The sequence below is a fragment of the Bradyrhizobium sp. AS23.2 genome (genome assembly GCF_001908185.1).
Taxonomy (GTDB): Bacteria; Pseudomonadota; Alphaproteobacteria; order Rhizobiales; family Xanthobacteraceae; genus Bradyrhizobium.
In genome coordinates this window covers 102,791-124,671 of sequence record NZ_LGHM01000047.1, presented here as the reverse complement: position 1 = coordinate 124,671, position 21,881 = coordinate 102,791, and the positions used below count along the sequence as shown (strand labels likewise).

Annotated in this window: 22 protein-coding genes and 1 pseudogene; 10 read left to right on the top strand and 13 right to left on the bottom strand. The window is 64.1% G+C overall.

What is annotated here, in order from left to right; all coding sequences use genetic code 11:
• Positions 1-2: 2 nt before the first annotated feature.
• On the bottom strand, positions 3-482 hold the full coding sequence (locus AC630_RS11340) for a GAF domain-containing protein (protein ID WP_083636197.1): 480 nt from the start codon (positions 480-482) through the stop codon (positions 3-5).
• 216 nt (positions 483-698) lie between these two features.
• Here AC630_RS11340 and AC630_RS11335 point away from each other — a divergent pair, with 216 nt between their 5' ends.
• The 3 genes from AC630_RS11335 (at position 699) to AC630_RS11325 (ending at position 2,626) form a co-directional block, all read left to right on the top strand.
• A complete protein-coding gene (locus AC630_RS11335; RefSeq protein ID WP_208866998.1) occupies positions 699-1,301 on the top strand; it encodes an Lrp/AsnC family transcriptional regulator in 603 nt (200 codons plus the stop codon).
• Positions 1,302-1,938: 637 nt separating this feature from the next.
• Positions 1,939-2,241 carry a hypothetical protein gene (locus tag AC630_RS11330; RefSeq protein ID WP_074118613.1) on the top strand — a complete coding sequence of 101 codons (303 nt, stop codon included), beginning with the start codon at positions 1,939-1,941 and terminating at the stop codon, positions 2,239-2,241.
• A gap of 151 nt (positions 2,242-2,392) precedes the next feature.
• The gene (locus AC630_RS11325) at positions 2,393-2,626 is read left to right on the top strand and encodes a hypothetical protein (protein WP_074118612.1); all 234 of its coding nucleotides are present in this window, start codon (positions 2,393-2,395) and stop codon (positions 2,624-2,626) included.
• Between the two features lie 184 nt (positions 2,627-2,810).
• On the opposite strand, the gene AC630_RS11320 is transcribed toward AC630_RS11325, so the two are convergent.
• The 4 genes and pseudogenes from AC630_RS11320 to AC630_RS11305 form a co-directional block, all read right to left on the bottom strand.
• A complete protein-coding gene (locus AC630_RS11320) occupies positions 2,811-3,464 on the bottom strand; it encodes a hypothetical protein (RefSeq protein ID WP_074118611.1) in 654 nt (217 codons plus the stop codon).
• Between the two features lie 89 nt (positions 3,465-3,553).
• Positions 3,554-4,258, bottom strand: a complete 705-nt coding sequence (locus tag AC630_RS11315; protein ID WP_074118610.1) for a hypothetical protein — start codon at positions 4,256-4,258, stop codon at positions 3,554-3,556.
• Positions 4,259-4,390: 132 nt separating this feature from the next.
• A pseudogene (locus AC630_RS11310) lies at positions 4,391-4,640 on the bottom strand (hypothetical protein).
• 274 nt (positions 4,641-4,914) lie between these two features.
• Positions 4,915-5,880 carry an NAD(P)H-dependent flavin oxidoreductase gene (locus AC630_RS11305; RefSeq protein ID WP_074118609.1) on the bottom strand — a complete coding sequence of 322 codons (966 nt, stop codon included), beginning with the start codon at positions 5,878-5,880 and terminating at the stop codon, positions 4,915-4,917.
• 125 nt (positions 5,881-6,005) lie between these two features.
• On the opposite strand from AC630_RS11305, the gene AC630_RS11300 reads away from it, so the two are divergent.
• Complete coding sequence (locus AC630_RS11300; RefSeq protein ID WP_074118608.1) at positions 6,006-7,568, top strand: AMP-binding protein; 1,563 nt, start codon at positions 6,006-6,008, stop codon at positions 7,566-7,568.
• A 329-nt stretch (positions 7,569-7,897) separates the two neighbouring features.
• Here AC630_RS11300 and AC630_RS45360 read toward each other — a convergent pair whose 3' ends face one another.
• The 8 genes from AC630_RS45360 to AC630_RS11265 form a co-directional block, all read right to left on the bottom strand.
• Entirely contained in the window at positions 7,898-8,041 is a 144-nt protein-coding gene (locus AC630_RS45360; protein ID WP_167561170.1) for a hypothetical protein, read from the bottom strand.
• 16 nt (positions 8,042-8,057) lie between these two features.
• Entirely contained in the window at positions 8,058-8,831 is a 774-nt protein-coding gene (locus tag AC630_RS11295; protein ID WP_074118607.1) for a thioesterase family protein, read from the bottom strand.
• A gap of 207 nt (positions 8,832-9,038) precedes the next feature.
• Complete coding sequence (locus tag AC630_RS11290) at positions 9,039-10,007, bottom strand: NAD(P)H-dependent flavin oxidoreductase (RefSeq protein WP_074118606.1); 969 nt, start codon at positions 10,005-10,007, stop codon at positions 9,039-9,041.
• A gap of 274 nt (positions 10,008-10,281) precedes the next feature.
• Positions 10,282-11,682 (bottom strand): aspartate ammonia-lyase, encoded by a 1,401-nt coding sequence (locus tag AC630_RS11285; protein WP_074118605.1) that lies wholly within the window; start codon positions 11,680-11,682, stop codon positions 10,282-10,284.
• A gap of 27 nt (positions 11,683-11,709) precedes the next feature.
• Positions 11,710-12,240 (bottom strand): hypothetical protein, encoded by a 531-nt coding sequence (locus AC630_RS11280; protein WP_074118604.1) that lies wholly within the window; start codon positions 12,238-12,240, stop codon positions 11,710-11,712.
• Between the two features lie 45 nt (positions 12,241-12,285).
• Positions 12,286-12,888: a YqaA family protein gene (locus tag AC630_RS11275; protein ID WP_083636196.1), complete on the bottom strand. Its 603-nt coding sequence runs from the start codon at positions 12,886-12,888 to the stop codon at positions 12,286-12,288.
• A gap of 187 nt (positions 12,889-13,075) precedes the next feature.
• Entirely contained in the window at positions 13,076-13,480 is a 405-nt protein-coding gene (hisE, locus tag AC630_RS11270; protein WP_074118603.1) for a phosphoribosyl-ATP diphosphatase, read from the bottom strand.
• Positions 13,481-13,596: 116 nt separating this feature from the next.
• Positions 13,597-13,995 (bottom strand): hypothetical protein, encoded by a 399-nt coding sequence (locus tag AC630_RS11265; RefSeq protein WP_074118602.1) that lies wholly within the window; start codon positions 13,993-13,995, stop codon positions 13,597-13,599.
• Positions 13,996-14,222: 227 nt separating this feature from the next.
• Here AC630_RS11265 and AC630_RS11260 point away from each other — a divergent pair, with 227 nt between their 5' ends.
• The 6 genes from AC630_RS11260 to AC630_RS11235 all read left to right on the top strand — a co-directional run bounded on the left by AC630_RS11260 (position 14,223) and on the right by AC630_RS11235 (position 21,863).
• Positions 14,223-15,275 (top strand): ABC transporter substrate-binding protein, encoded by a 1,053-nt coding sequence (locus tag AC630_RS11260; RefSeq protein ID WP_074118601.1) that lies wholly within the window; start codon positions 14,223-14,225, stop codon positions 15,273-15,275.
• Positions 15,276-15,360: 85 nt separating this feature from the next.
• Positions 15,361-17,157 carry a glucan ABC transporter ATP-binding protein/ permease gene (locus AC630_RS11255; protein ID WP_074118600.1) on the top strand — a complete coding sequence of 599 codons (1,797 nt, stop codon included), beginning with the start codon at positions 15,361-15,363 and terminating at the stop codon, positions 17,155-17,157.
• A 189-nt stretch (positions 17,158-17,346) separates the two neighbouring features.
• The gene (locus AC630_RS11250) at positions 17,347-18,822 is read left to right on the top strand and encodes a D-alanyl-D-alanine carboxypeptidase family protein (RefSeq protein WP_074118599.1); all 1,476 of its coding nucleotides are present in this window, start codon (positions 17,347-17,349) and stop codon (positions 18,820-18,822) included.
• 190 nt (positions 18,823-19,012) lie between these two features.
• Positions 19,013-20,698, top strand: coding sequence for a long-chain fatty acid--CoA ligase (locus AC630_RS11245; protein WP_074118598.1), 1,686 nt, complete (start codon positions 19,013-19,015; stop codon positions 20,696-20,698).
• A 16-nt stretch (positions 20,699-20,714) separates the two neighbouring features.
• Entirely contained in the window at positions 20,715-21,269 is a 555-nt protein-coding gene (locus AC630_RS11240) for a DUF924 family protein (protein ID WP_074118597.1), read from the top strand.
• A gap of 108 nt (positions 21,270-21,377) precedes the next feature.
• The gene (locus AC630_RS11235) at positions 21,378-21,863 is read left to right on the top strand and encodes a peroxiredoxin (RefSeq protein WP_035706686.1); all 486 of its coding nucleotides are present in this window, start codon (positions 21,378-21,380) and stop codon (positions 21,861-21,863) included.
• Positions 21,864-21,881: the final 18 nt, after the last annotated feature.

The following is a 21,881-nucleotide window of genomic DNA, read 5'->3' as shown; positions in this document are numbered from 1 at the left end:
CGCTACCTTGCGGTCCAAGCCAACGCCAGAAGCATCGCAAATGGACGAGCGACCAAAGCGTGTTCCCAACTGTATTGACCCGCTTCGTGGAGAAGGTTGAGACTACCTAGCGTTTTCCCCGCGCTCACTACAGGAACGTTCAGCACCGCGCCGCAGCCCAGCGAAAATATTGCGTCATGGTCAGGAAAGCGCTCCCGCACCTGTTCGGATGTTTCGCTGACGACGGGACGACCGGCATCGAGCATGGCCCTTAACCACGCATCCGCTGTGATGTCCTTTGTACCTCCGACGGAGTAACCGGCCGGATCGCTAGAGTGCATTCGACGCACCAACGTGCCCTCCACTCGCAGAATAGTCAAAAGTCTGAAGCCAATGAGATCGCTCAGGGCGCTCTCGACCAACCTGCATGCCTTTTCCGGACCGAAATCGGACCGCACGTGATCTGCTGCTTCCGAGAAGAGCTCAAGCGCTCGTCGAGACATCGTCAGTACCTTCCGATCGATCCCGGGGGTCCGGTTGGCTTATCCAGAGGTGACCGTCAAGACGACGACGGAAACTCAAGGAGATTCTACCGCCGCCGCGCTGGGACTTCGCCGGCGTCGGACACTTAAGTGTCCGAGTCCTCTCTCAAAGTGCGACCTCCCGCGATAGTTATACGTGCTCCGGCATCTTGAACGAGACGAAACGTCCGATCGCCTATGGACTTGAGGCTTCGTCCGGGAAATGCTGCCGGGTGTCCGGCCATACCGCAAATCGGTCGCCGGTCTGGAGGCGATCCATTGAACGGTGCTTCGAAGCTCGATCGTATCGATCTGAACATCCTCGTCCAATTGCAGAAGGACGGCCGGATGACGAACGCCAATCTCGCGGAAGCCGTCGGCCTTTCCGCAAGCCCTTGCTTGCAGCGCGTGAAACGGCTCGAAGCCGCCGGCTACATCACGGGTTTCGGCGCCCAGATCAATTTGTCTAAACTAACCGAAAGCATCACGGTCTTCACCGAAATCACGCTTGTCGATCATCGCAAAGAGGATTTCGTGAAGTTCGAGGCTAACATGCGCAATGTCAACGAGCTAATGGAATGTCATCTCGTCAGCGGCGGCTACGACTATCTTCTGAGGTTTGTCTGTCGCAGCATCTCGCACTATCAAGAGCGTATGGAAAATCTGCTCGAACGCAACATCGGAATTGAAAAGTATTTTTCCTACATCGTTCTCAAGTCGCCGATCGTGAAGCGCGCCTTGCCCCTGAAGACGCTCCTCAACGACGAGTCGCAAGCCGATCGCCTACTAGAAGGAACTTGAAGGTCCCAGTAGCTATTCGCTTGCGACACGCGCGCCGTCGGGACCAGTCTCGCAAGTCCCGTAGCCTTGGTCGGGGCATGCTGCACTTTCAATCAAAGACGACGGGATCGGGCCGCCTGTCTAGTCGGTCGATAATTGCACAGAGTCAGATCCTAATTATGCGAGTGCGACGCGGCCGCTAACTGCCGCGTGCTTTTGCGTACAAATCGGACGAACTGGAGCGATCGCGCGGTGCTTCCAGCCTGGGTTCGATTCCGGTCAAAGCGAGCGCGCAGGCCGAAGCGGCATGGTGCATGCTCGCTGCCAGGGAGGCCGCGAATTATTTTTCGTTACCTAATAGGCGCGTCAGTTTGTTGGTATTCCTGTTGGTATTGTCCAAACACGAAGATGAAAATGATTCTATCTTCAATCGGTTATGGTATTAGGTGATTGCCGGCCAGGGGCACCAGCCTTCGCTGCTTCGCAGCTACGGCTGGGCAAGCCAGGCGCAATTCTATCGATGCGAAGCAGCGAAGGCTGTCCCGCCGAAGCCTTGGCGAAGGCGGACTGGTTCAATGATGCTCCGTCCCCCTCCCTAGCAATCGTCACATCCGCACTGTATAAGCCCTTAGCTTCTTCACTCACCGAAGAGGCTCACATGAACGACCTGCACACGTGGCTTTCCGAACAGCACCACGGTTTGCGGACCTTCCGGATCTTTCAGCAAAAGCTCGAGACGCTCGGCCGGGACGATCCCGCCCAGCGCGGCCTGTGCCGCCTGTTGAGCGGTCTCGTCGACGGCTATGTCGAGGCCTTCGACGAGGCCCCGCTGCCGGTCGAAATTGCCGACGGCGCCTATCACCGCCTGCTGACGCTGGTTGAGAGCATCGACTTCAAGGGTGATGCAAATCGCCGGCTCGCCGATATCAATCGCGTGGCGGGGAGCGAGCTCTGGCAGTGATGCGGAGGCGCCGCCATGTGGCTGAACCGGATACACCGCGCCGGTAGAGTGTCGCGCGCTGGCCGGCACGGACCACCGTCAAGGCGTTCGACTTCACCGGGCCGGCACTTATATCCTGCAATAACGCGTATCGATGCAGCGAGCAGCCTTGATGGCCAGGAGACACACGACGGAAGCGGACGCCGACGACCTCCCCCGCTATTTTGTCTGGGTCCGGGGCCTCGAAGGCCCCGAGCCGCAGAAATGGATGGCCATGGATTTCGGCGTCGGTGACTGGAAGCGGCCGCTGGTGCTGGCTTTTCTGGAGCTGCCGGAGGACGAACGGCGCCTGCCGCTGTCGGTGCTGGCGCGGCGCTATCCGCCGCCGAGGGTAGACGTTTTGTAACGCACCCCACGACAAGCCAACCCTCACTTCCCCCCATGCCGCGCTGCTGCTCGCCGCCACCGCCCTGCCGACGAAGCTCTCCGACGCCTGTCGCAAGGTCGCGGAGTCGCACGGCGGTCGATGTCCTCTTGGGAGAAGGTCGCGCGCTCGGCGGCACACTTGCGCAGCTGAGCGCGCCGGCACGCTAGTTGTTGTCGGAACCAAACAGCATCATCCGCGGGAAGCCGCCGCGCGGACGGCTGGCGACATACCGCGAATCGGAATCTTCGCGGATGTTGCGCGCAACGTCATCCCAATCTGTGCCATCGCGCATCCAGCGTTGCTCGCGGGAATCGTAACGGTGACGCTCGGCCCAGCGCTCGCGGCGCTGCGCCCGGCGCCGTTCGGACGCTGCACGCTTCACGTCAGGATCCCCGGCCTTGGCATAGGCATTGTCGGACGAAGAAGGCGGCTCCGTCGAAGCCTGCCGCTCGGCCGGCTTGGGCGGCTCGACCGCGGCCGCTTGCGAAGGCTGCGGCGCTGATGGTTCAGCGCTAGCCTGAGTGGTCTGCTGATCGGGCTTTGCCTCAGGCGTTGCTTCGCCCTGTGCCTGGGCGGGCGCGGCGATCATCGCGCCAAAGACTTGCGAGCCGGTGAGATATTGCACGCGCTCGGACGGCGCATTCGTCGTGGCTGGCGCGGCGGCGTCAGCGCGCCACTCGATCTTGCTGGTATGCAGGCCCTGCTTGGGCGCGCTCGGATTCATGATATTGCCGGCGACGATGCCGCCGCCGAGACCCGTGGCGATGGCGGCGACGATTGTTCCGGCACCGACGAAATAGGCTGTCGAGGCGTGCATCGGTCCGCTCCCTGTTTGGAGCGGGCAACGCCTGGGGATTGGCGGATGTTCCCGATGTGGAGCGGGGAGTCGCGGAAAGGAACCGCGGGTCAGATCTGCTGCGCGACCTTCTCCAACCCGATGATGCGGGCGAGCTTGCGCACTTCCTCTTTCTGGTCGTCACGCAGCTGGAACAGCAGCGGCATCGCGGCCGACTTCAACTGCTGGACCTCGTCGCAATTCGGATCGATCGGCACGCCCGGCGCGTTCGGATTGGAGAGCTTGTTTGCCGAGATCTTGCGGACAACATTGCGCAGCGCGGTCTCGACCGAGGGCCAGTAATATTCCTGCGACGACGACAGCTTCAGGCGATCCCTGATGCCCGAGATCTGTGCGTCGGATAGCAGCGAATAGGACTTCTGCGGCTGCGGCTTCGCGACGACCTTCGGCTTGGCCGGGACTTCGACGGCGGGAACCTCTGCAGCAGCGGGCGCCTCAGACGCACTTGCTTTCATCGGAAGATCGGCGGGCGTCGCGGCGGCAAAGGCCTGGCGCAGCGGCTCGGTCAAGTCCGGCGCCTGCGCAAGCTTGTCGGCGGGCACCTGCGCCGGCTCGATCGCCGCCGAGGCCAACGCTAACGCCGGAACCAGACGGTCGGCCTTGGCGGCGCGGTTGGTCGCGAGCGGCTTCGGCGGGGCCTGCGTGATCATCTCGGCGCTGACGCTGGGCACGCTGTCGCGGCCGAGGATGGCGGTGGTGGCGGCGCCAAGGACGAGGAAGCAGGTCAGAACGATGATGGTGATGGCTCTGGACAAACGTCTCTCCGCGTCCGACTTCAAGTCCACGTGATCACTGCCCGGAAACTGGGCGGTAAATAAGGCTTAACCGGGCCGTTGCGGCGGCAATCGCGCGGGCTGCGGCGACATCGTCCGGAAATTTCAACGGAATCAGGCGGCTAGCGCCAGATCATAGGCATCCTGAATGTCGGCGACGATCTCGGAGGCCTCCCAGACCGCACGCGGCTCGACCGATTGCAGCGTCACCGTCCAGTTGCCGCCCCGGCGAGTGCGGGGGGACGCTGACGATGTCGAAGCGGACGTTGCGGCACAGCGGATGACGGGCCAGCGCATGGGCGACGCGGACGCGGATTTCGTCCAGCGATGCCGCCGTCTTGGTGTTGAGAAAATGGAAGTCCATCGCCTGTCCCTCTCTGTCCTGATTGGCGGCCTCGAGGGGGATTCTTGGCGGGCGTTGGTTAATCCGCCGTTAAGTGCGGGGGACCGCAGGAGTGCGGAATTAACTGTGATCGGGATGACGGCGCCTCCTCTCCCTCTCCCCGTTCTTACGGGGAGAGGGCGGGGTGAGGGGCTGTCTCGGCAATCACAACAACAGTTCGACTCGCGGAGGCCCCCTCACCCGCCGCGCGTTCCGCACGTCGGCCTCTCCCCGCAGGCGGGGAGAGGCGAAGAACCTACCGCCCACCGGCCTCACGATATTCCGCCTGCGTCCGCGCGACGAGATCGTCTACGGCAGGCACGTCCGTCACCCCCGACGTCGAGTGCCCGCCGCTCCAGATATCGCGCCAGCGCTTAGGGCGGTTCTCACGTACGGTGACGTCGATGTCCTTGGCGATGTCGATCGCGCCGCGCGCCGGCAGGTCGTCGGGATCGAGACCGGCAGCGACGATCGACGGCCTCAGCATGCTGGTCTGCAAGCCCGTGAACGCCGTGGTAAGCAAAATGTCGTCGGCGCTGCTGTCGACCAGCATCCGCTTGTGGCGCTCGTCAGCCATGCTCTCGCGCGTGGCGATGAACTTCGTACCCATATAGGCGAGATCGCAGCCAAGCACTTCGGCGGCAAGCAGCGCGCGACCGTCGCTGATGCCGCCCGCGAGCACGATGATGCCATCGTAGAACGCGCGCACCGCGCGGACGAAGGCGAACGGGTTGAGCCAGCCGGTCTGGCCGCCGGCACCCGCGGTGAGCAGTACGAGCCCGTCGGCACCTGCTTCCACCGCGCGCTCGGCGTGGCGGATCGAGGCAACGTCCGCCAGCACCAGCGCGCCGGCATCGTGCAGCGGCTTGAGCACAGGCGCGGGCGAGCCGACCGAGGTGATCACGATCTCCGGTCTGTGCCGCAGCAGCACGGCGAGATCTTGCTCCAGCCGCGCATTGGAGCGGTGCACGATCAGGTTCGGGCAGAGCTGCGCTGCCTTACGGCCGGCTTGATCTTCGTGCTGCCGCAGCCGCGTTTCGATCTCGGTGAGCCACGCATGCAGTTGTTCCGTGCTGCGGCAATTGGCGGTGGGGAAGCTGCCGATCACGCCGTTGCGGCAGGCCGCAACCATGAGCTCGACGCCCGACACCAGGAACATCGGCGCCGCGATCAAGGGCAAAGCGAGACGATCGCGGAAGTGTTGCAGTCGATCGGATGTCACCCAAGCCTCCCTGTCACTCTTGCCTCCCTGCGCGGGCTTTGTCGTTCCATCCCGCATGCTCTGTGCTAGCGTTGCGCACAAACATTGGCACGCTAGACGCCGATGACAAAGCAACGAGGAAACATATGTCCGATCCGCTCCACGCAACGTCTCCGGCTTGCGCGCAGACGCTACGGGCGCTGTCGCGCTATCCCGGCCGCACCGCGTTCGCGTGGCCCGGCGGATCGCTGAGCTATCAGGGCACCATCGACCTGATCGGACGCATCCAGGGTGTGTTCATGCGGCTTGGATTGCAGCCCGGCGCGCGCGTCGCCTTCCTCACCGCCAACCGTGCCGACACCTGGTGCGCCGGCGTTGCAGCGCAATTGTCGCGGCTCTGCATCACCTGGCTGCATCCTCTGGGATCGCAGGCAGACCAGCTGTTCCAGCTCGAGGATTCCGAAGCCGAGGTACTGGTGGTCGATGCAACCGCCTTCCGCGATCGCGGCGGCGAGCTCGCCGCGAGGGCGGGCCGGCTCAAGGCGGTCTTCACCATGGGACCGGCCGACTATGGCGTCGACCTCCTGCAGGCGATCGAGATCGAAGGCCACGCCAGCGCGCGGTGCCTCGCCGGCCCTGACGATCTCGCCACGCTGAACTACACCGGCGGCACGACCGGCAAATCCAAGGGCGCGCTGCGCTACCACCGGGAAAACGCTGGAGCTGCCGGCGCGATCCTCGCCGACTTCGAGATTCCGGAGGCCGCGCGCTATCTCACGGTCGCGCCGATCAGCCACGTCGCCGGCACGAAAGTGCTGCCGACCCTGATGCGCGGCGGCACCGTACACATGCTGAAAGGCTTCGATCCCGAGGCGGTGCTGGCCACGATCAAGCGCGAGCGCATCAACTTCACGCTGTTCGTGCCGACCATGATCTACGTGCTGCTCGATCATCCCGCGCTGAGCAAGACCGACCTGTCTTCGCTCGAGCTCGTGCTCTACGGCGCCTCCGCGATGTCGCCGAGCCGGCTGATTGAAGGCATCGAGCGCATCGGCCCGGTGTTCTCGCAGCTCTATGGCCAGACCGAATGCTATCCCATCTCGGTGCTGCGCAAGGCGGATCACGATCCCAAGACGCCGGAGCTGTTCCTGTCCTGCGGCTTCCCGATCTCGGCCTGCGAGGTCAAGATCCTCGACGACAACGACCAGGAAGTGAAGACCGGCGAAGCCGGCGAGATCTGCGTTCGCGCGCCGCATGTCATGGCGGAATACTGGAAGCGGCCTGATATCACCGCCGAGACACTGAAGAACGGCTGGGTCCACACCGGCGACATCGCGCGCAAGGACGAACGCGGCTACATGTTCATCCTCGACCGCAAGAAGGACATGATCGTCTCCGGCGGCTTCAACATCTTTCCGCGCGAGGTCGAGGACGTGCTGTCGCAGCACGCGGATGTCGCGATGGTCGCGGTCGTCGGCATCCCCGACGAGAAATGGGGCGAGGCGGTCACGGCGATCATCGTGCCGCGCGAGGGAACTCAACCCGACCCCGACGAGCTGATCAATCTCGTGAAGGCGCGAAAGGGCTCGGCCCATACGCCCAAGCAGATCCAGTTCGTCAAGCAATTGCCGATGACCGGGGTCGGCAAGGTCGACAAGAAGGTGCTGCGCGCGAGCTTCTGGAGCGGGCGGGACCGGATGGTGGGGTAACCACCCCGGGATTTTACGGTGTCGTTGTGGCCGCCGGACAACAGCGTCCAACGGAGTGCGCTCCCGCGACGGCCGCGCAATTGCGGGCAAATCAGGGAATCAACTAGACCGCTAACGGGGCTGGGAAGCGGAGACTGAAATGAGAGTCGCTTCCCTGGAAAGTGCGTTGGCTGCGATCACGTTGATCACGGCTATCATCGTTGTGCTGTGGGAGATCAAGCTCTTCCACGGCATGTGAACAGGCAGGATGCCTGCGTCGAACAAGAGAGCTCCGGACAAGAAGAGGCTCGCGACCAAGCATCCCTTCCGCGGCGGCGGAAGCCTGCCGTTCAATCGCGTGTCACCGACACCGCGACGAACAGGCTCATCAATCCGACCGCGAGCAGCAGGCGATAGAACGTGATCGCCTCGGGCCCGATGGTGAGCGCAGACAGTCGCGAGCGCGAATGAGGCGCGACGTTCGCGCAACTCACCGCATCTCAACGCCCCTCACCGCTTCTCGATCACCAAACTCTGCACCGCGCGGCCGAAATAACCCTGCCGGTCGGCCAGCCGCGACATCGCGAGGCCCGCACCGTCGGGGCCAATCGAGGATTCGCCGTCGAGCAAGATCCACTCGCCGACCGGCTGGCGCGCGAGGCTGATGGTGAGGTCGGCGTTGATGTAGGTCCAGGCGCGGAAGTCGAGCGTCGAGGCAGTGCCGTTGGAAAAGTCGGCGGCGACTACGGCGCGCATCGCCTGCGAGATCGCTTCGCCTTCGATCAGGGGATGGTCGACGCGAAACCAGACCGCGCCCGCGCCGGCCTGGCCGAAGCGGCCCCGCGCGGCGCGCATCGAGACCATGCCCACGAAAGGACTGGTCGCGGCATGACCGTCCTCGACCAGCGAGTCCTCGGGCGACGGCAACGTGGCCGGCAGGTCCTTGACGTCGTCGGGCAGCGGCAGCGACTGCTGCTTGATCTTCAGCACGGTGGCACCGACGACCTGCACGCCCTCGGCCAATAGCTTCACTTCGCAGAGCTGGATTTTGCGACCCTCGCGCAAAATCTCGGTCGCGATCGTGAGTGGCGCAACCGGGACCGGGCGCATCAGATCGATGGTGACGCGCGCGATGTTCATCGGCACCGGCGTCGGGATGCGCTCAGCGGCCCATGTCACCAGCGAAGCCGGCGCCGAGCCGTGCTGCATGCGCCGGTCCCACGGGCCTGCGGCGTCCGGGCTGGTGACGACGCTGTTGCCGTCAACGCGGTAGATGGCGGTCATGGTTTCTCCGTGAGGGATATTCGGAGCGCAGCCAAAGGTGTCGTCCCGGCCTGGTTGCGCAATTGCGCACGGGGGCTGGGACCCATAACCCCATGGAAAAGTCGTCGCGCGAACTGACAACCACGAGTCTTCGCCAAACAACACCCTGTGGTTATGGGTCCCGGATCTGCGCTCGCTTCGCTCGCTTGTCCGGGACGACGACCTTCATCACAGCGGCGGATCGATCGCTTCGTCGTATTCCTTCTTGAAGCGCGCGATCAGTTCGGCGGCGGGCACGACGCCTTCGATGCTGCCGATGCCTTGGCCCGAGCCCCAGATCTCCTTCCAGGCCTTCGGCTTGGCGCGCTCGCCGGACGCATCCGTGCCGAAATTCATCTTCGAAGGGTCGGAGGTCGGCAGGTTTTCCGGATCCATGCCGGCGGCAAGGATCGAGGGCTTCAGATAGTTGCCGTGCACGCCGGTGAAGAGGTTGGAGTAGACGATGTCGTCGGCCGTCGAGCCCGCGATCATCTCCTTGTACTTCTCGACCGCGTTGGCCTCCTTCGTCGCAATGAAGGCCGAGCCGATATAGGCGAAGTCGGCACCGAGAATGCGCGCGGCGCGGATCGCCTTGCCGTTGCCGATGGCACCCGACAGCGCGATCGGGCCGTCGAACCACTTGCGCGTCTCGGCGACGAAAGCGAGCGGCGAGATGGTGCCGGCATGGCCGCCGGCGCCGGCCGCGACCAGGATCAGGCCGTCGGCGCCCTTCTCGATCGCCTTGTGTGCGAATTTCTGGTTGATCACGTCGTGGAAAACGATGCCGCCCCAGCCGTGCACGGCCTGATTGAGCTCCTCGCGCGCGCCGAGCGAAGAGATGATCATCGGCACCTTGTACTTGGCACAGAGCTGCATGTCGTGGTCGAGCCGGTTGTTCGACTTGTGCACGATCTGGTTGACCGCGAACGGCGCCGACGGCCTGTCGGGATGCGCGCGGTCATAGGCCGCGAGCTCTTCGGTGATTCGCGCCAGCCATTCGTCGAGCAGCTCCGGCGGCCGCGCGTTCAGCGACGGAAACGAGCCGACCACACCCGCCTTGCACTGAGCGATCACGAGATCGGGCACCGAGATGATGAAGAGCGGCGAACCGATCACGGGGATCGACAGACGCCCCTTGAACAAGGCGGGCATGGACATTGCGGAACGATCCTCTATTGGCCGGTCAAACGAAGGTTGGGTGTCATACCAACAAGGCAATCTTTCCACTGTCAAGTATTGCGTTTTGACGCCATGGCGGACGCCATTACCGCAATTCCAAGCCGCGGAATACGCCGCGTTTTGAGGCAGCGCGCGTTCCCTTTCTCTCCGTCACTCTGGGGCGCGCGAAATCCGTCGCCCCATTCACGTTGAGGCCTGATGGATTCCGGGCCTGCGCCTATCGGCGCGCCCCGGAATGACGGGCGACGAACGTTCACCCGATCAGGTCCGGATTGATCAGCCGCTCGAACGAGAACATCTCATCCCACTTCTCCTGTGTCAGCAATTTGCGCTCGACCACGACGATCTGGTGTAGCGACTTGCCGCTCTTATAGCCCTCGCGCGCGATCTCGGCGCATTGCTTGTAGCCGAGCAGCGGCTTCAACACGGTGACGATGCCGAGCGAGTTGAGCACCATGTTGCGGGTGTGCTCCTCGTTGGCGGTGATGCCGACCACGCAGTTTTCGCGCAGGCTGTTGACCGCACGCTCCATGGTGCGGATCGAGAAGAACAGCGCGAACGAGATGACCGGCTCCATCACGTTGAGCTGGAGCTGCCCGGCGGAAGCCGCAAGCGTCACCGTGGTGTCGAGGCCGATGACGAGGAAGCTGGTCTGGTTGACGACCTCGGGGATCACGGGATTGACCTTGCCCGGCATGATCGACGAGCCCGGCTGAAGCTGCGGCAGGTTGATCTCGTTCAGCCCGGCGCGCGGGCCGGAAGCCAGCAGTCGGATGTCGTTGCAGATCTTGGTGAGCTTGCTCGCCGTACGCTTGAGCACCCCGGAGAGCTGCACATAGGCGCCGGTGTCTGACGTCGCCTCGACGAGATCGCCGGCGAGCACGAAGTCGACGCCGGTCAGCCCGCTCAGGTGCCTGACGGCGAGCTTGGGATAGCCGACCGCGGCGGTGACCGACGTGCCGATCGCGGTGGCGCCGAGATTGATCTCGCGCAGCAGTGCGCGTGCTTCCGAGATGCGTTCGACTTCCTCGCCGATCGTGGTGCCCCAGCCCCGGAATTCGGCCCCGAGCGACATCGGCACGGCGTCCTGCAAATGCGTGCGGCCCATCTTCAGCACGCGGTCGAATTCGCGGCCCTTGGTGAAGAAGGCCTCCTGGAGCTGGCGCAGCGCCTTCATGTAGCTCTCGAGCCGCAGGATCAGCGCGAGGCGGAAGGCGGTCGGATAGGTGTCGTTGGTCGACTGGCCGTAATTGACGTGGTCGTTCGGGCTGACGTGCTGGTAATCGCCTTTGGCGAAGCCGAGCGATTCCAGCGCAAGGTTGGCGATCACCTCGTTGGCGTTCATGTTGGTCGAGGTGCCGGCGCCGCCCTGGATGAAGTCGGTGACGAACTGATCCATCATGTCGCCGGCGATGACGCGGTCGCAACCGAGGATGATCGCGTCCGCGACCTTGGCGTCGATCACGCCGAGATCGCGGTTGGCCATGGCAGCGGCCTTCTTCACGTAGCCAAGCGCCTTCACGAAGTAAGGCTCCTGGCTCATTGGAATGCCGGTGATGTGGAAGTTCTCCTTCCCGCGGATGGTCTGGACGCCGTAGTAGATGTCGTCGGCGATCTCACGCTGTCCGAGGAAGTCATGCTCCGTACGGCTCATGGGCGCTCCTTTGCTCGCGCGGCGGCCTCAGTTCTGGCACAGTGCGCTGGTGACGAAGGTGTCGGTACGACAGTCGTCCGGTTTGCGTTGCCTGCCCGGGATCAGGACCTTGGCCGAGCATTTCTCGGCGGAGTCGGCGTTCAGGCTCTTGCCTTCCTTGTAACCCTTGCTCTGGCAAAGCTGGTCGGCAGCCTGCTTGCAGTCGGGCGCGCCGTTCGAGGAGACCGGACAAGCGATACGCCCCGACACCATGGAGGACGGCTTCGCCAACCGCGACAGATCGTTCATGGCCTCGCTCGGGCTTTTGATCGGCGGCAGGATCGAGGGCAGCTTGTCGAACAGCTTGCCCATTTCGTTGATCAGTCCGGGATTATCCTCGCGGGCCGGCGGCGCTGAAGGCGTGGGCGGCGGCGCAGCCTGCGGTCCCTGCTCCTGCACGCCGAGCGCCGGCGGCGCGGATTGCGGCCATCCGGCCCCGCCGGCACAGAGCAGGAGCAACACCACCACTGAAATCAGAGTCCCGGGCCTTACGGCCGGATTACCGGATCGAACCATCATGACCGCACCGTAGCCGAAGCCGGCCTGGCGGCAAAGCGCGGCGGTTCAGATCAGCTTGATCGCCACCACGAAGCCGAGCACCAGCACGGCGGCGCCGATCGCGACCCACAATCCGAGATGACGCTCGATCCTGACCCGGATCCAGTCGCCATAGCGGTTGAGCAGGATCGCGGCGATGAAGAAGCGTCCGCCACGCGCAATGATCGAGCACAGGATGAACAATCCGATGTTGTAGCCGGCGAAGCCCGAGGTGATGGTGACGAGCTTGTAGGGGATCGGCGTCAGCCCCTTGAGCAGGATGATCACCGCGCCCCACTCGGCATAGGAGGCGCGGAAGGCATCGACCTTGTCGCCGAGACCATAGACCTGGATCAGCCAGTGACCGACCGAATCAAACAGCAGCGCGCCGATGGCATAGCCCAACAGGCCGCCGAGCACCGAGGTGACGGTACAGACCGTCGCATAGACCCAGGCGCGCTGCGGGCGCGCCAGCGACATCGGGACCAGCATCACATCCGGCGGAACCGGAAAGAAGGAGCTTTCAGCGAAAGCCACGGCCCCCATGATCCAGAGCGCGTAGGGCTTGTGGGCGGCGTCGATGCACCAATCGTAGATACGTTTCAGCATGGCGCCGCGATGAAGCACCATGGGACGGATTTGTCCATGGCGAGTTTTGTGACGTTTCTAAAGCGTGATCCGGCCCCGAAGGGCCGCGCTAGCGCAAAGTGTGCAGCGGTGTTCCCTCGCAACAAACGCAGAACGCGTTTGCGCGGAGATCACGCTCAAACAATAACCTAAGGCGCGCGATGACGCTTCGTTCCAATTTCATCGCGCTTTAGTGGCGCTTGCGCGCCACGCGGCCCTCGAGCGCGGCAATTGGCCGCCTGGCGGCAACGCGGGCTGATGTAACTTTGGGCAGCTTCATTGGCGACTTCGGCAGCTTCTCGGCGATGCCGAGCATGTCCTCCCGCCGCGCCATTTCGCGCCAAACGTCCTCTGGACGCACGCCGGCCGAGGCCCAGAGCACCGTGAGATTGTAGAGCAAATCGGCACTTTCCCGGATCACGGCTACGCTATCGCCGTTGACCGCGTCGATGGCGACCTCGATGGCCTCTTCCGCCAGTTTCTTCGCGATTTTGGAGGGCCCACGCTGAAACAGCCGGGCCGTACGGGATGTTGCCGGATCAAGATCTCGGGCCGCGAGCACAGCCTGATATAGCCGCTCAAGCGAATCACTCATGTCCTGAAATTACTCTAAATCAATGGCGAGCGTGTTAACGCACCGCACTAAAGCCAAAAAACCGGCCGCCGCGGCAAGCGCGACGGCCATTCGTGGTCAATCGTTGGTAGCCAAGGTTAGTAGCAGTTGGTCATGTACCCTTGGCCGCAGGCTGCAGCCGGACTGTCTCCGCCGTAGCGCTGATACTCGTAGTTCGGACCCGGACCGTAATAGGGGCCGTAGGCGGGGCCGCTGTAATAAGCAGGACCGCCGTAATAGGCAGGACCGCCGTAATAGGCGGGACCGCCATAATAGCCCGGACCGTAGTCATAGGCGTAGGCGTCACGGGTGGCTGCAATAGCAAGGCCGGTGCCGACGATGCCGGCAATAGCTGCGGCAGCCGCCGCACCGCCGCCGCCATGCCAGTGACGGCCACCTGCGTACGAAGCGGTCGGGGCAACCGCGGTCAGCGCCAGCACCGCGGCGGTGGCAAGAACGGCCTTGCGGCCGCCAAATTTCGAAAATCTGTCAAACATGTCCTGGACCCTCCTTGGGACCTCCAACGGTGCCTGCAGACAGGCTCATATCTCTCAAACACCTGCATCCCATGTTGGGTTCCGCAACCCCAACACAAGCTGAACGGGGTTGCGTAATCGTGACGCAACCGCCGCTCATCCGCCGTTCATGTTGGCGCTGAAAGACTGAACGTCTGCCGGCGCTGCGAGCGTCACGAAACCACAACAATGCGGGACCGGCGCGACCGATGTTCGGATTCAAGACGACCGCCCTTCGCTGCCTGCTGGGTCTCTCGATCTCGCTTGCCGCACTGGCCACACGCGACGTCAGCGCAGCCGAGACCGCCGCCGCGCCGTCCGTTGCGATCCACTTCACCTTCGACCGCCCGATCGATGCAAGCATGACGCCGTTCTTCATCGCGGCGAAGGACGGCAAGTTCGGCGCCGAACGTCTCAACGTGTCCTTCAACAGCGCGGCCGGATCACCCGAGGCGCTCGCGCGCGTCGCGAAAGGCGACAGCGAGCTCGCACTCGTCGACATCAACGAGCTGATCCGCTTTCGCGACAAGGACGATGCCGCGCCGGTCAAGGCGGTGTTCGTGCTGTTCAACCGCGCGCCCTATGCCATCATCGCGCGCCGGAGCCGCGGCATCCACCTGCTGCCCGATCTCGACGGCAAGACCGTCGGCGTTGCCGATGGCGACCTGTCGACGCGGCTGTGGCCGGCGCTGGCGCAGCAGAACGGCATCAACGCATCGCGCGTGAAATTCCACAAGATCAGCGCTGCGGTCCGCGAGCCGATCCTCTCCGCGGGACAGGTCGATGCGGTCGCCGGCTTCAGCTATCTCTCGGCGGTGAGCCTGCGCGACCGCGGCGTGCCCGGAAGCGATCTCGTCGTGCTACGTTATGCCGACTATGGCTGCGAAGCCTATGGCTTTGCCGTGGTGGCCAATCCCACTTTCGCCGCGGCGAAGCCGGATGCAGTGAAAGGCTTCGTCCGCGCATTGATCGCCGGCATCAACGTAACTGTCAAAGAGCCGGCGCGTGCAGCGGACGAGGCCACAAGCCGGATCGACAACGGCGACCGCGACCTCGAGCTGGAACGCCTCCGCACAGTGCTCGTCGACAACATCCTGACCGACGAGGTCAAGCGCAACGGCCTCGGTGGCATCGACCCGGCACGTCTGGAGCGCTCGATCGACCAGATCGCGCAGGACTTCAAATTCCGCAAACGGCCGGCGGCCGCCGACATCTTCGACGACGGGTTCCTGCCGCCGGTCGAAAGCCGGCTCATCAATTGAGCAAAACCGAAAGCTTCCGCTGTATCTCAAGGGCGATCCCGGCTTAGAATACGGGCTCCATTGTCCGCCCGAGTTGCTCGCCCGCATGTCCATGCTACGCCTCTACACCCGTGTTCTCGAACTGCTCGGCAAGGAGGCGCGGCTTGGCTGGCTGCTCGCGGTTGCCAATCTCCTGCTGGCGGCCTCGCAATTCGCCGAGCCCGTGCTGTTCGGCCGGATCGTCGACGTGCTCTCCGGCAAGACGGTGGCCGGGTCGAACTCGGCCTGGCCGTTCCTGATGGCCTGGGTGGCGTTCGGGCTGTTCACCATCGCCTGCAGCGCGCTTGTTGCGTTGCAGGCCGACCGGCTCTCCCACCGCCAGCGCCAGGCAGTGCTGACGAGCTATTTCGAGCACATCCTGCAACTGCCGCTGACATTCCACTCCGGTACCCATTCGGGCCGGCTGATGAAGGTGATGCTCAACGGCACGGACGCGCTGTGGCGGCTGTGGCTCGGCTTTTTCCGCGAGCATTTTGCCGCGATCCTCTCGGTCGTCGTGCTGCTGCCGCTGTCGATGTACCTGAACTGGAGGCTCGCGATCCTGCTGTTCGTGCTGTGCATCGTCTTCACGGCACTGACGACCTTCGTCGTGCGCCGGACCTTCGGAATGCAGATGGCGGTCGAGGAGCACTACAGCGAACTCTCCGCGCGCGCCTCCGACGCGCTCGGCAACGTCGCGCTGGTGCAGAGCTTCGTGCGCGTCGAATCCGAGGTGCAGGGCCTGCGCTCCGTCGCCGACCAGTTGCTCGCCGCGCAAATGCCGGTGCTGTCGTGGTGGGCGCTCGTCACCGTCATCACCCGCGCCTCCACCACCATCACGGTGCTCGCGATCTTTACCCTCGGCATCGCGCTGCACGACCAGGGGCTCACCTCGGTCGGCGACATCGTGATGTTCGTGAGCTTCGCGACCTTGCTGATCCAGAAGCTCGAGCAGGTCGTGAGCTTCATCAACAACGTCTTCATGGAAGCGCCGCGCCTGCGCGAATTCTTCAACGTGCTCGACGCCGTGCCAGCCGTTCACGACCGCCCCGATGCGATCGATGCCGGCCGGCTGTCCGGCCTCGTCGAGTTCCACGACGTCACCTTCTCCTATGACGGCAAGCGGCCGGCGATCGAGGACCTCACCTTCACCGCGCTGCCCGGCCAGACCATCGCGCTGGTCGGCCCGACCGGCGCCGGCAAGTCGACTGCGATCGCGCTGCTGCATCGCGCCTTCGACCCGCAATCCGGCTTCATCAAGATCGACGCCATGGACGTGCGCGGCGTGACGCTGACATCGCTGCGGCGGAACATCGGCGTCGTGTTCCAGGAAGCGCTGCTGTTCAACCGCTCGATCGCGGAGAATCTGCGCGTCGGCAAGCCGGATGCGACCGAAGCCGAGATGCGCAAGGCGGCCGAGCGCGCCCAGGCGCTCGAATTCATCGAACGTAGCGGCGGCTTCGAGACCAATGCCGGCGAACGTGGCCGCATGCTCTCCGGCGGCGAGCGGCAACGGTTGTCGATCGCCCGCGCGCTGCTGAAGGATCCGCCAATCCTGATCCTCGACGAGGCCACCAGTGCGCTCGACGCCGTCACCGAGGCCAAGGTGAATGCCGCTCTCGACGAAGTGATGAAGGGCCGCACCACCTTCGTGATCGCCCACCGCCTCTCCACCATCCGCAATGCCACGCGGATCCTTGTGTTCGAGAATGGGCACGTGATCGAAAGCGGAACTTTCGATGAACTCGTGGCCAAAGGCGGCCATTTTGCCGAGCTCGCCAGGGCCCAGTTCATGGTTCAGGAAAAAGCACGGACCAGCGTGACGGCCGCCGAGGCTGCCGCGACTGCTGCCAAATCCCCATAGCAAATCCCTATAGCACCGTCGAAATTCAGCCTACTTCATTGCGGAATACCCCACTGATGCCCCTATTCTCGACGCACGAGCCGGTATAGGTTTGCGACGCCGCAAGCGGCGGCGCTGGATTTCAGAACCGACCATCAGATCACGAGAGCCGTCCGGAACCGGCGGGTCTCCAAGGACCGGAATCGGATAGTGCACGCCATTCGCCCGCTGCTTCGCAACTCCCTGTTCAACCTGGTCGCTGCGATACTCGCATGCGCCGCGCTGCTGGCACCGCGCGCGGCGAGCGCCGAAGCGCTGCTCCTCATCGAAGCCGACAGCGGCAAGGTGTTGCAGGCGGATAACGCGACCATTCCCTGGTATCCCGCGTCCGTCACCAAGATCATGACCGCCTATGTGACGTTGAAGGCGGTCAAGGACGGCAAGATCACACTCGACACGCTGATTACGGTGTCGCCCACGGCCGCCTCGCAATCGCCGTCGAAGATGGGGTTCCGTCCGGGAACACAGCTCACCGTCGACAACGCGCTGAAGATGATGATGGTCAAGTCGGCGAACGACATGGCCGTGGTGCTCGCCGAAGGCATCGGCGGTTCGATCGACGGCTTCTCCGTGATGATGAACGACACCGCGAAGAAGCTCGGCATGACGCAGACGAGCTACGTCAATCCGAACGGCCTGCCTGCCGACGGCCAGATCACCTCGGCGCGCGACCTCGGCATTCTCGCGCGCTCGTTCCTGCGTGACCTGCCGGAATACGAGTACTTCGTGCACATCCCGGCGATCCGCTTCGGCAAGCGCATCACCGGCAATTTCAACAAGCTGATCGGCCGCTATCCCGGCGCCGACGGCTTCAAGACCGGCTTCATCTGCGCCTCCGGTTACAACCTCGTCGCCTCCGCCACGCGCAACGGCCGGCGGTTGATCGCGGTGGTGCTCGGTGCCAATTCCGGCACCGCGCGCGCGGTGAAGGCAGCGCAGCTTCTCGAGCGCGGCTTCTCGCAGGACAACCTGTCCTGGCTGCGGCCCTCGCTCGGCACCGTCGACAGCCTCGTGCCGGTCGACACCTCGCCGCCGAACCTGCGCGACGAAATGTGCGGAGGCCATCGCAAGCGGCCGGCCAGTGACGATGACGATGCGCTGATCGCAACCAGTGGCGGCACGTCCGGATCGGCTTCGGCCACCGGCGGCGAAGCCCAGGTCACCTTCTTCACCGCCGGCCTGCAGCCGCCCGTGATGAAAGCCTCCGAGCTGATGGCCTCGGCCCCGGCGGCAGCCGAGCCGGTGCTGGTCTATACCGGCCCGACCCGCACCGGCACTGCTCTGATTGCGGCGGTCGCGGCCGATGCCGACCAGCAGACGGTAGCAAAGCCGCGTGGCAAGAAGTCACGCGTTGCCAAGAAGCCTGACGCGGCCGACAAGCCGAAAGACGCTGGCACCAAGACGGCAGCGGCAAAGCCGGATGCCAAGCCCGACACCAAGGGCGACACCAAGGGTGACGCCAAGGGTGACGCCAAGACGAAGACCGCAGCCAAGCCCGCCGGGACCAAGCATGCTGCCGCGAAACCGGCGGAGAAGCCCGCAGCACACGCCGATCAGGCGGCGAAGCCCGCCAAGCCCAAGGCCGCGACCAAGCCGCCTGCCGCGAAGCCGGCCAACAACAGTTAACGGCCTCTCAGGGCAAGACCGCGACCGCGCTTCGCACTTGCGGTGGTGCGGTTTGCGACGATTCCAGTAGCCACTCCCCGGCCTTTGCCCTAAGCCTCGACGGCTTGCCACCGGTTCCGGCAGGCTCGATACTGCCGGCAATGAGGCAAGCCCGAGACACAACGGGCTCAGGCAAATGAGGGGAGTTTCCATGGAGCGCATCTGGCTCAAGCAATATCCGCCCGGCGTGCCCGCTGATATCGAGCCGACGCAATACGCATCGCTGGTCGACCTCCTGGAGGAGAGCTTCACCAAGTTCGCCGACCGCAAGGCGTTCATCTGCATGGACAAGGCGATCAGCTATCGCGACCTCGACCAGATGTCGGTCGCGCTCGCCGCCTACCTGCAAGGCCGCGGCCTGCAGCGTGGCGCCCGCGTCGCGATCATGATGCCGAACGTGCTGCAATACCCGGTTGCCACCGCTGCCGTGCTGCGCGCCGGTTACGCAGTGGTCAACGTCAACCCGCTCTACACCCCGCGCGAGCTCGAGCATCAGCTCAAGGATTCCGGCGCCGAAGCCATCATCGTGCTGGAGAATTTCGCCCACACCGTCGAGCAGGTGATCGCCAGGACACCGGTGAAGCACGTCATCGTCGGCAGCATGGGTGACCTGCTCGGCTTCAAGGGCGTGATCGTCAATCTCGTCGTGCGCCGCGTCAAGAAGATGGTGCCGGCCTGGTCGCTGCGGGGCGCGGTGTCCTTCAACGACGCGGTGTCGGCCGGCCGCGGCATGACCTTCAACAAGCCGAAGCTCTCGCCCGGCGACGTCGCCTTCCTGCAATATACCGGCGGCACCACCGGCGTCTCCAAGGGCGCCACCCTGCTCCACCGCAACATCGTCGCCAACGTCCTGCAGAACGATGCCTGGCTCCAGCCGGCGCTGGCCGCGCCTCCGCATGTCGATCAGCTCATGGTCGTTTGTGCGCTGCCGCTCTATCACATCTTCGCGCTGACGGCGTGCTACCTGCTCGCGGTACGCGCCGGCGGCTGCAATCTGCTGATTCCCAATCCGCGCGACATCGCCGGCTTCGTCAAGGAGCTGGCGAAGTACCAGGTCAACAGCTTCCCGGCCGTGAACACGCTCTACAACGGCCTGATGCATCATCCCGACTTCAAGAAGCTCGACTTCTCCAAGCTGAAGATCTCCAACGGCGGCGGCATGGCGGTGCAGCGCCCGGTCGCCGAGCAGTGGAAGGCGGTGACCGGCTGCTTCATCGCCGAAGGCTACGGCCTGTCGGAGACCTCGCCGACGCTGACCTGCAATCCGGCGACCACGACCGAGTTCTCCGGCTCGATCGGCATCCCCGTGCCCTCGACTTACATTTCGATCCGCAACGACGACGGCAACGAGGTGCCGCTCGGCCAGGCCGGCGAGATCTGCGCCAAGGGCCCGCAGGTGATGTCGGGCTACTGGAACAGGCCGGAAGAAACCGCCAAGGTGATGACATCAGATGGTTACTTCCGCACCGGCGACATCGGCGTGATGGATGAGCGGGGCTACACCAAGATCGTCGACCGCAAGAAGGACATGATCCTGGTCTCCGGCTTCAATGTCTATCCGAACGAGATCGAGGAAGTGATTGCGAGCCATCCGGGCGTGCTCGAATGCGCCGTGATCGGCATCCCCGATTCCAAGTCGGGCGAGGCGGTGAAGGCGTTCGTGGTCAAGAAGGATCCGAACCTCACGGCCGAGGACGTGATCAAGTTCTGCCAGCAGCAGCTCACCGGCTACAAGGTGCCCAAGCACATCGAATTCCGCACCGACCTGCCGAAGACCAATGTCGGCAAGATCCTGCGCCGGCAGCTGCGCGACGAGAAGAAGGCCGAGGCGGCGTAAGGCAGGCCATTCGTTCATGGCTGACGTCGGCGACATCAGCCCGGCCGGCATTCTCGCCTTCTGGCGCGAGGCCGGCCGTGAGCGCTGGTACAAGCACAGCGACGCTTTCGACGCGGAAGTCCGGCGCCGCTTTCTCGCGCTGTGGCAGAAGGCGGCGGCCGGCGACCTCGCGGCATGGGAGGCGAGCGACGAGGGCGCACTCGCGCTCGTCATCGTGCTCGACCAGTTTCCCCGCAACATGTTTCGCGACACGCCGGAGGCCTTTGCGAGCGACGCGCTCGCGCGCGACGTCGCCCTCCGCGCCATCGACCGGGGCGCGGATCACAGGGTCGATCCCGTGCTGCTCGAATTTCTCTACGTGCCCTTCATGCATTCGGAACATCTGTCCGACCAGCTGCACTGCGTCGCGCTGTTTCAAAACAGCCAAAATACCGAGAACCTGAAATACGCCCGGGAGCACGCCGACATCATCCGCAGGTTCGGCCGCTTTCCCCACCGCAACCGCCTGCTCGGCCGCGACACCACCGAGGAAGAGCAGGCTTTCCTCGACAGCGGCGGCTTCGCCGGTTGATGACATAACGGTGATGGGCCGCCGCCCTCGCGGCTTCGCCCTTCGGCAATATTGTGCAGGCCCGCGCCACGGTCTAAAAAGCGGGACTGATTTTCAGGGAGACTGACGATGGCGATCCAGACTGGCGACAAGCTGCCCGAGGCGAAATTCCGCGTGATGACGGCGGAAGGCCCGCAGGTGAAGACCACCGACGATATCTTCAAGGGCAAGAAGGTGGCGCTGTTCGCGGTGCCCGGCGCTTACACCGGCACCTGCCACAAGATGCATCTGCCGAGCATCTTCCTCAACGCCTACGCCATGAAGGACAAGGGCGTCGACACCATCGCGATCGTCTCCGTCAACGACGCCTTCGTCATGAACGCCTGGAAGCGCGACACCGACCAGCGCGACGAAGCAATCTTCCTCGCCGACGGCAATGCCGACTTCGCCAAGGCGATCGGCATGGAGCTCGATGCTTCCGCCAACGGCCTCGGCATCCGCTCCAAGCGCTACTCGATGCTGGTCGAGGACGGCGTCGTGAAGAAGCTGAACCTCGAGGCGATGCCCGGCAAGGTCGAGGTGTCCGGCGGCGATACGCTGCTCGGGCAGCTGTAAGGCGGCCACTGCTTTCAG

Bases quoted from the DNA above. Each gene is read 5' to 3' on its own strand.
- AC630_RS11280 (WP_074118604.1), bottom strand. From the start codon at position 12,240: ATGATGGTTCGATCCGGTAATCCGGCCGTAAGGCCCGGGACTCTGATT.
- AC630_RS11290 (WP_074118606.1), bottom strand. From the start codon at position 10,007: ATGTCCATGCCCGCCTTGTTCAAGGGGCGTCTGTCGATCCCCGTGATC.
- AC630_RS11245 (WP_074118598.1), top strand. From the start codon at position 19,013: ATGGAGCGCATCTGGCTCAAGCAATATCCGCCCGGCGTGCCCGCTGAT.
- AC630_RS11340 (WP_083636197.1), bottom strand. From the start codon at position 482: ATGTCTCGACGAGCGCTTGAGCTCTTCTCGGAAGCAGCAGATCACGTG.
- AC630_RS11240 (WP_074118597.1), top strand. From the start codon at position 20,715: ATGGCTGACGTCGGCGACATCAGCCCGGCCGGCATTCTCGCCTTCTGG.
- hisE (WP_074118603.1), bottom strand. From the start codon at position 13,480: ATGAGTGATTCGCTTGAGCGGCTATATCAGGCTGTGCTCGCGGCCCGA.
- AC630_RS11335 (WP_208866998.1), top strand. From the start codon at position 699: ATGGACTTGAGGCTTCGTCCGGGAAATGCTGCCGGGTGTCCGGCCATA.
- AC630_RS11275 (WP_083636196.1), bottom strand. From the start codon at position 12,888: ATGGTGCTTCATCGCGGCGCCATGCTGAAACGTATCTACGATTGGTGC.
- AC630_RS11320 (WP_074118611.1), bottom strand. From the start codon at position 3,464: ATGCACGCCTCGACAGCCTATTTCGTCGGTGCCGGAACAATCGTCGCC.
- AC630_RS11325 (WP_074118612.1), top strand. From the start codon at position 2,393: ATGGCCAGGAGACACACGACGGAAGCGGACGCCGACGACCTCCCCCGC.
- AC630_RS11330 (WP_074118613.1), top strand. From the start codon at position 1,939: ATGAACGACCTGCACACGTGGCTTTCCGAACAGCACCACGGTTTGCGG.
- AC630_RS11300 (WP_074118608.1), top strand. From the start codon at position 6,006: ATGTCCGATCCGCTCCACGCAACGTCTCCGGCTTGCGCGCAGACGCTA.
- AC630_RS11260 (WP_074118601.1), top strand. From the start codon at position 14,223: ATGTTCGGATTCAAGACGACCGCCCTTCGCTGCCTGCTGGGTCTCTCG.
- AC630_RS11265 (WP_074118602.1), bottom strand. From the start codon at position 13,995: ATGTTTGACAGATTTTCGAAATTTGGCGGCCGCAAGGCCGTTCTTGCC.
- AC630_RS11295 (WP_074118607.1), bottom strand. From the start codon at position 8,831: ATGACCGCCATCTACCGCGTTGACGGCAACAGCGTCGTCACCAGCCCG.
- AC630_RS11235 (WP_035706686.1), top strand. From the start codon at position 21,378: ATGGCGATCCAGACTGGCGACAAGCTGCCCGAGGCGAAATTCCGCGTG.
- AC630_RS11285 (WP_074118605.1), bottom strand. From the start codon at position 11,682: ATGAGCCGTACGGAGCATGACTTCCTCGGACAGCGTGAGATCGCCGAC.
- AC630_RS11255 (WP_074118600.1), top strand. From the start codon at position 15,361: ATGTCCATGCTACGCCTCTACACCCGTGTTCTCGAACTGCTCGGCAAG.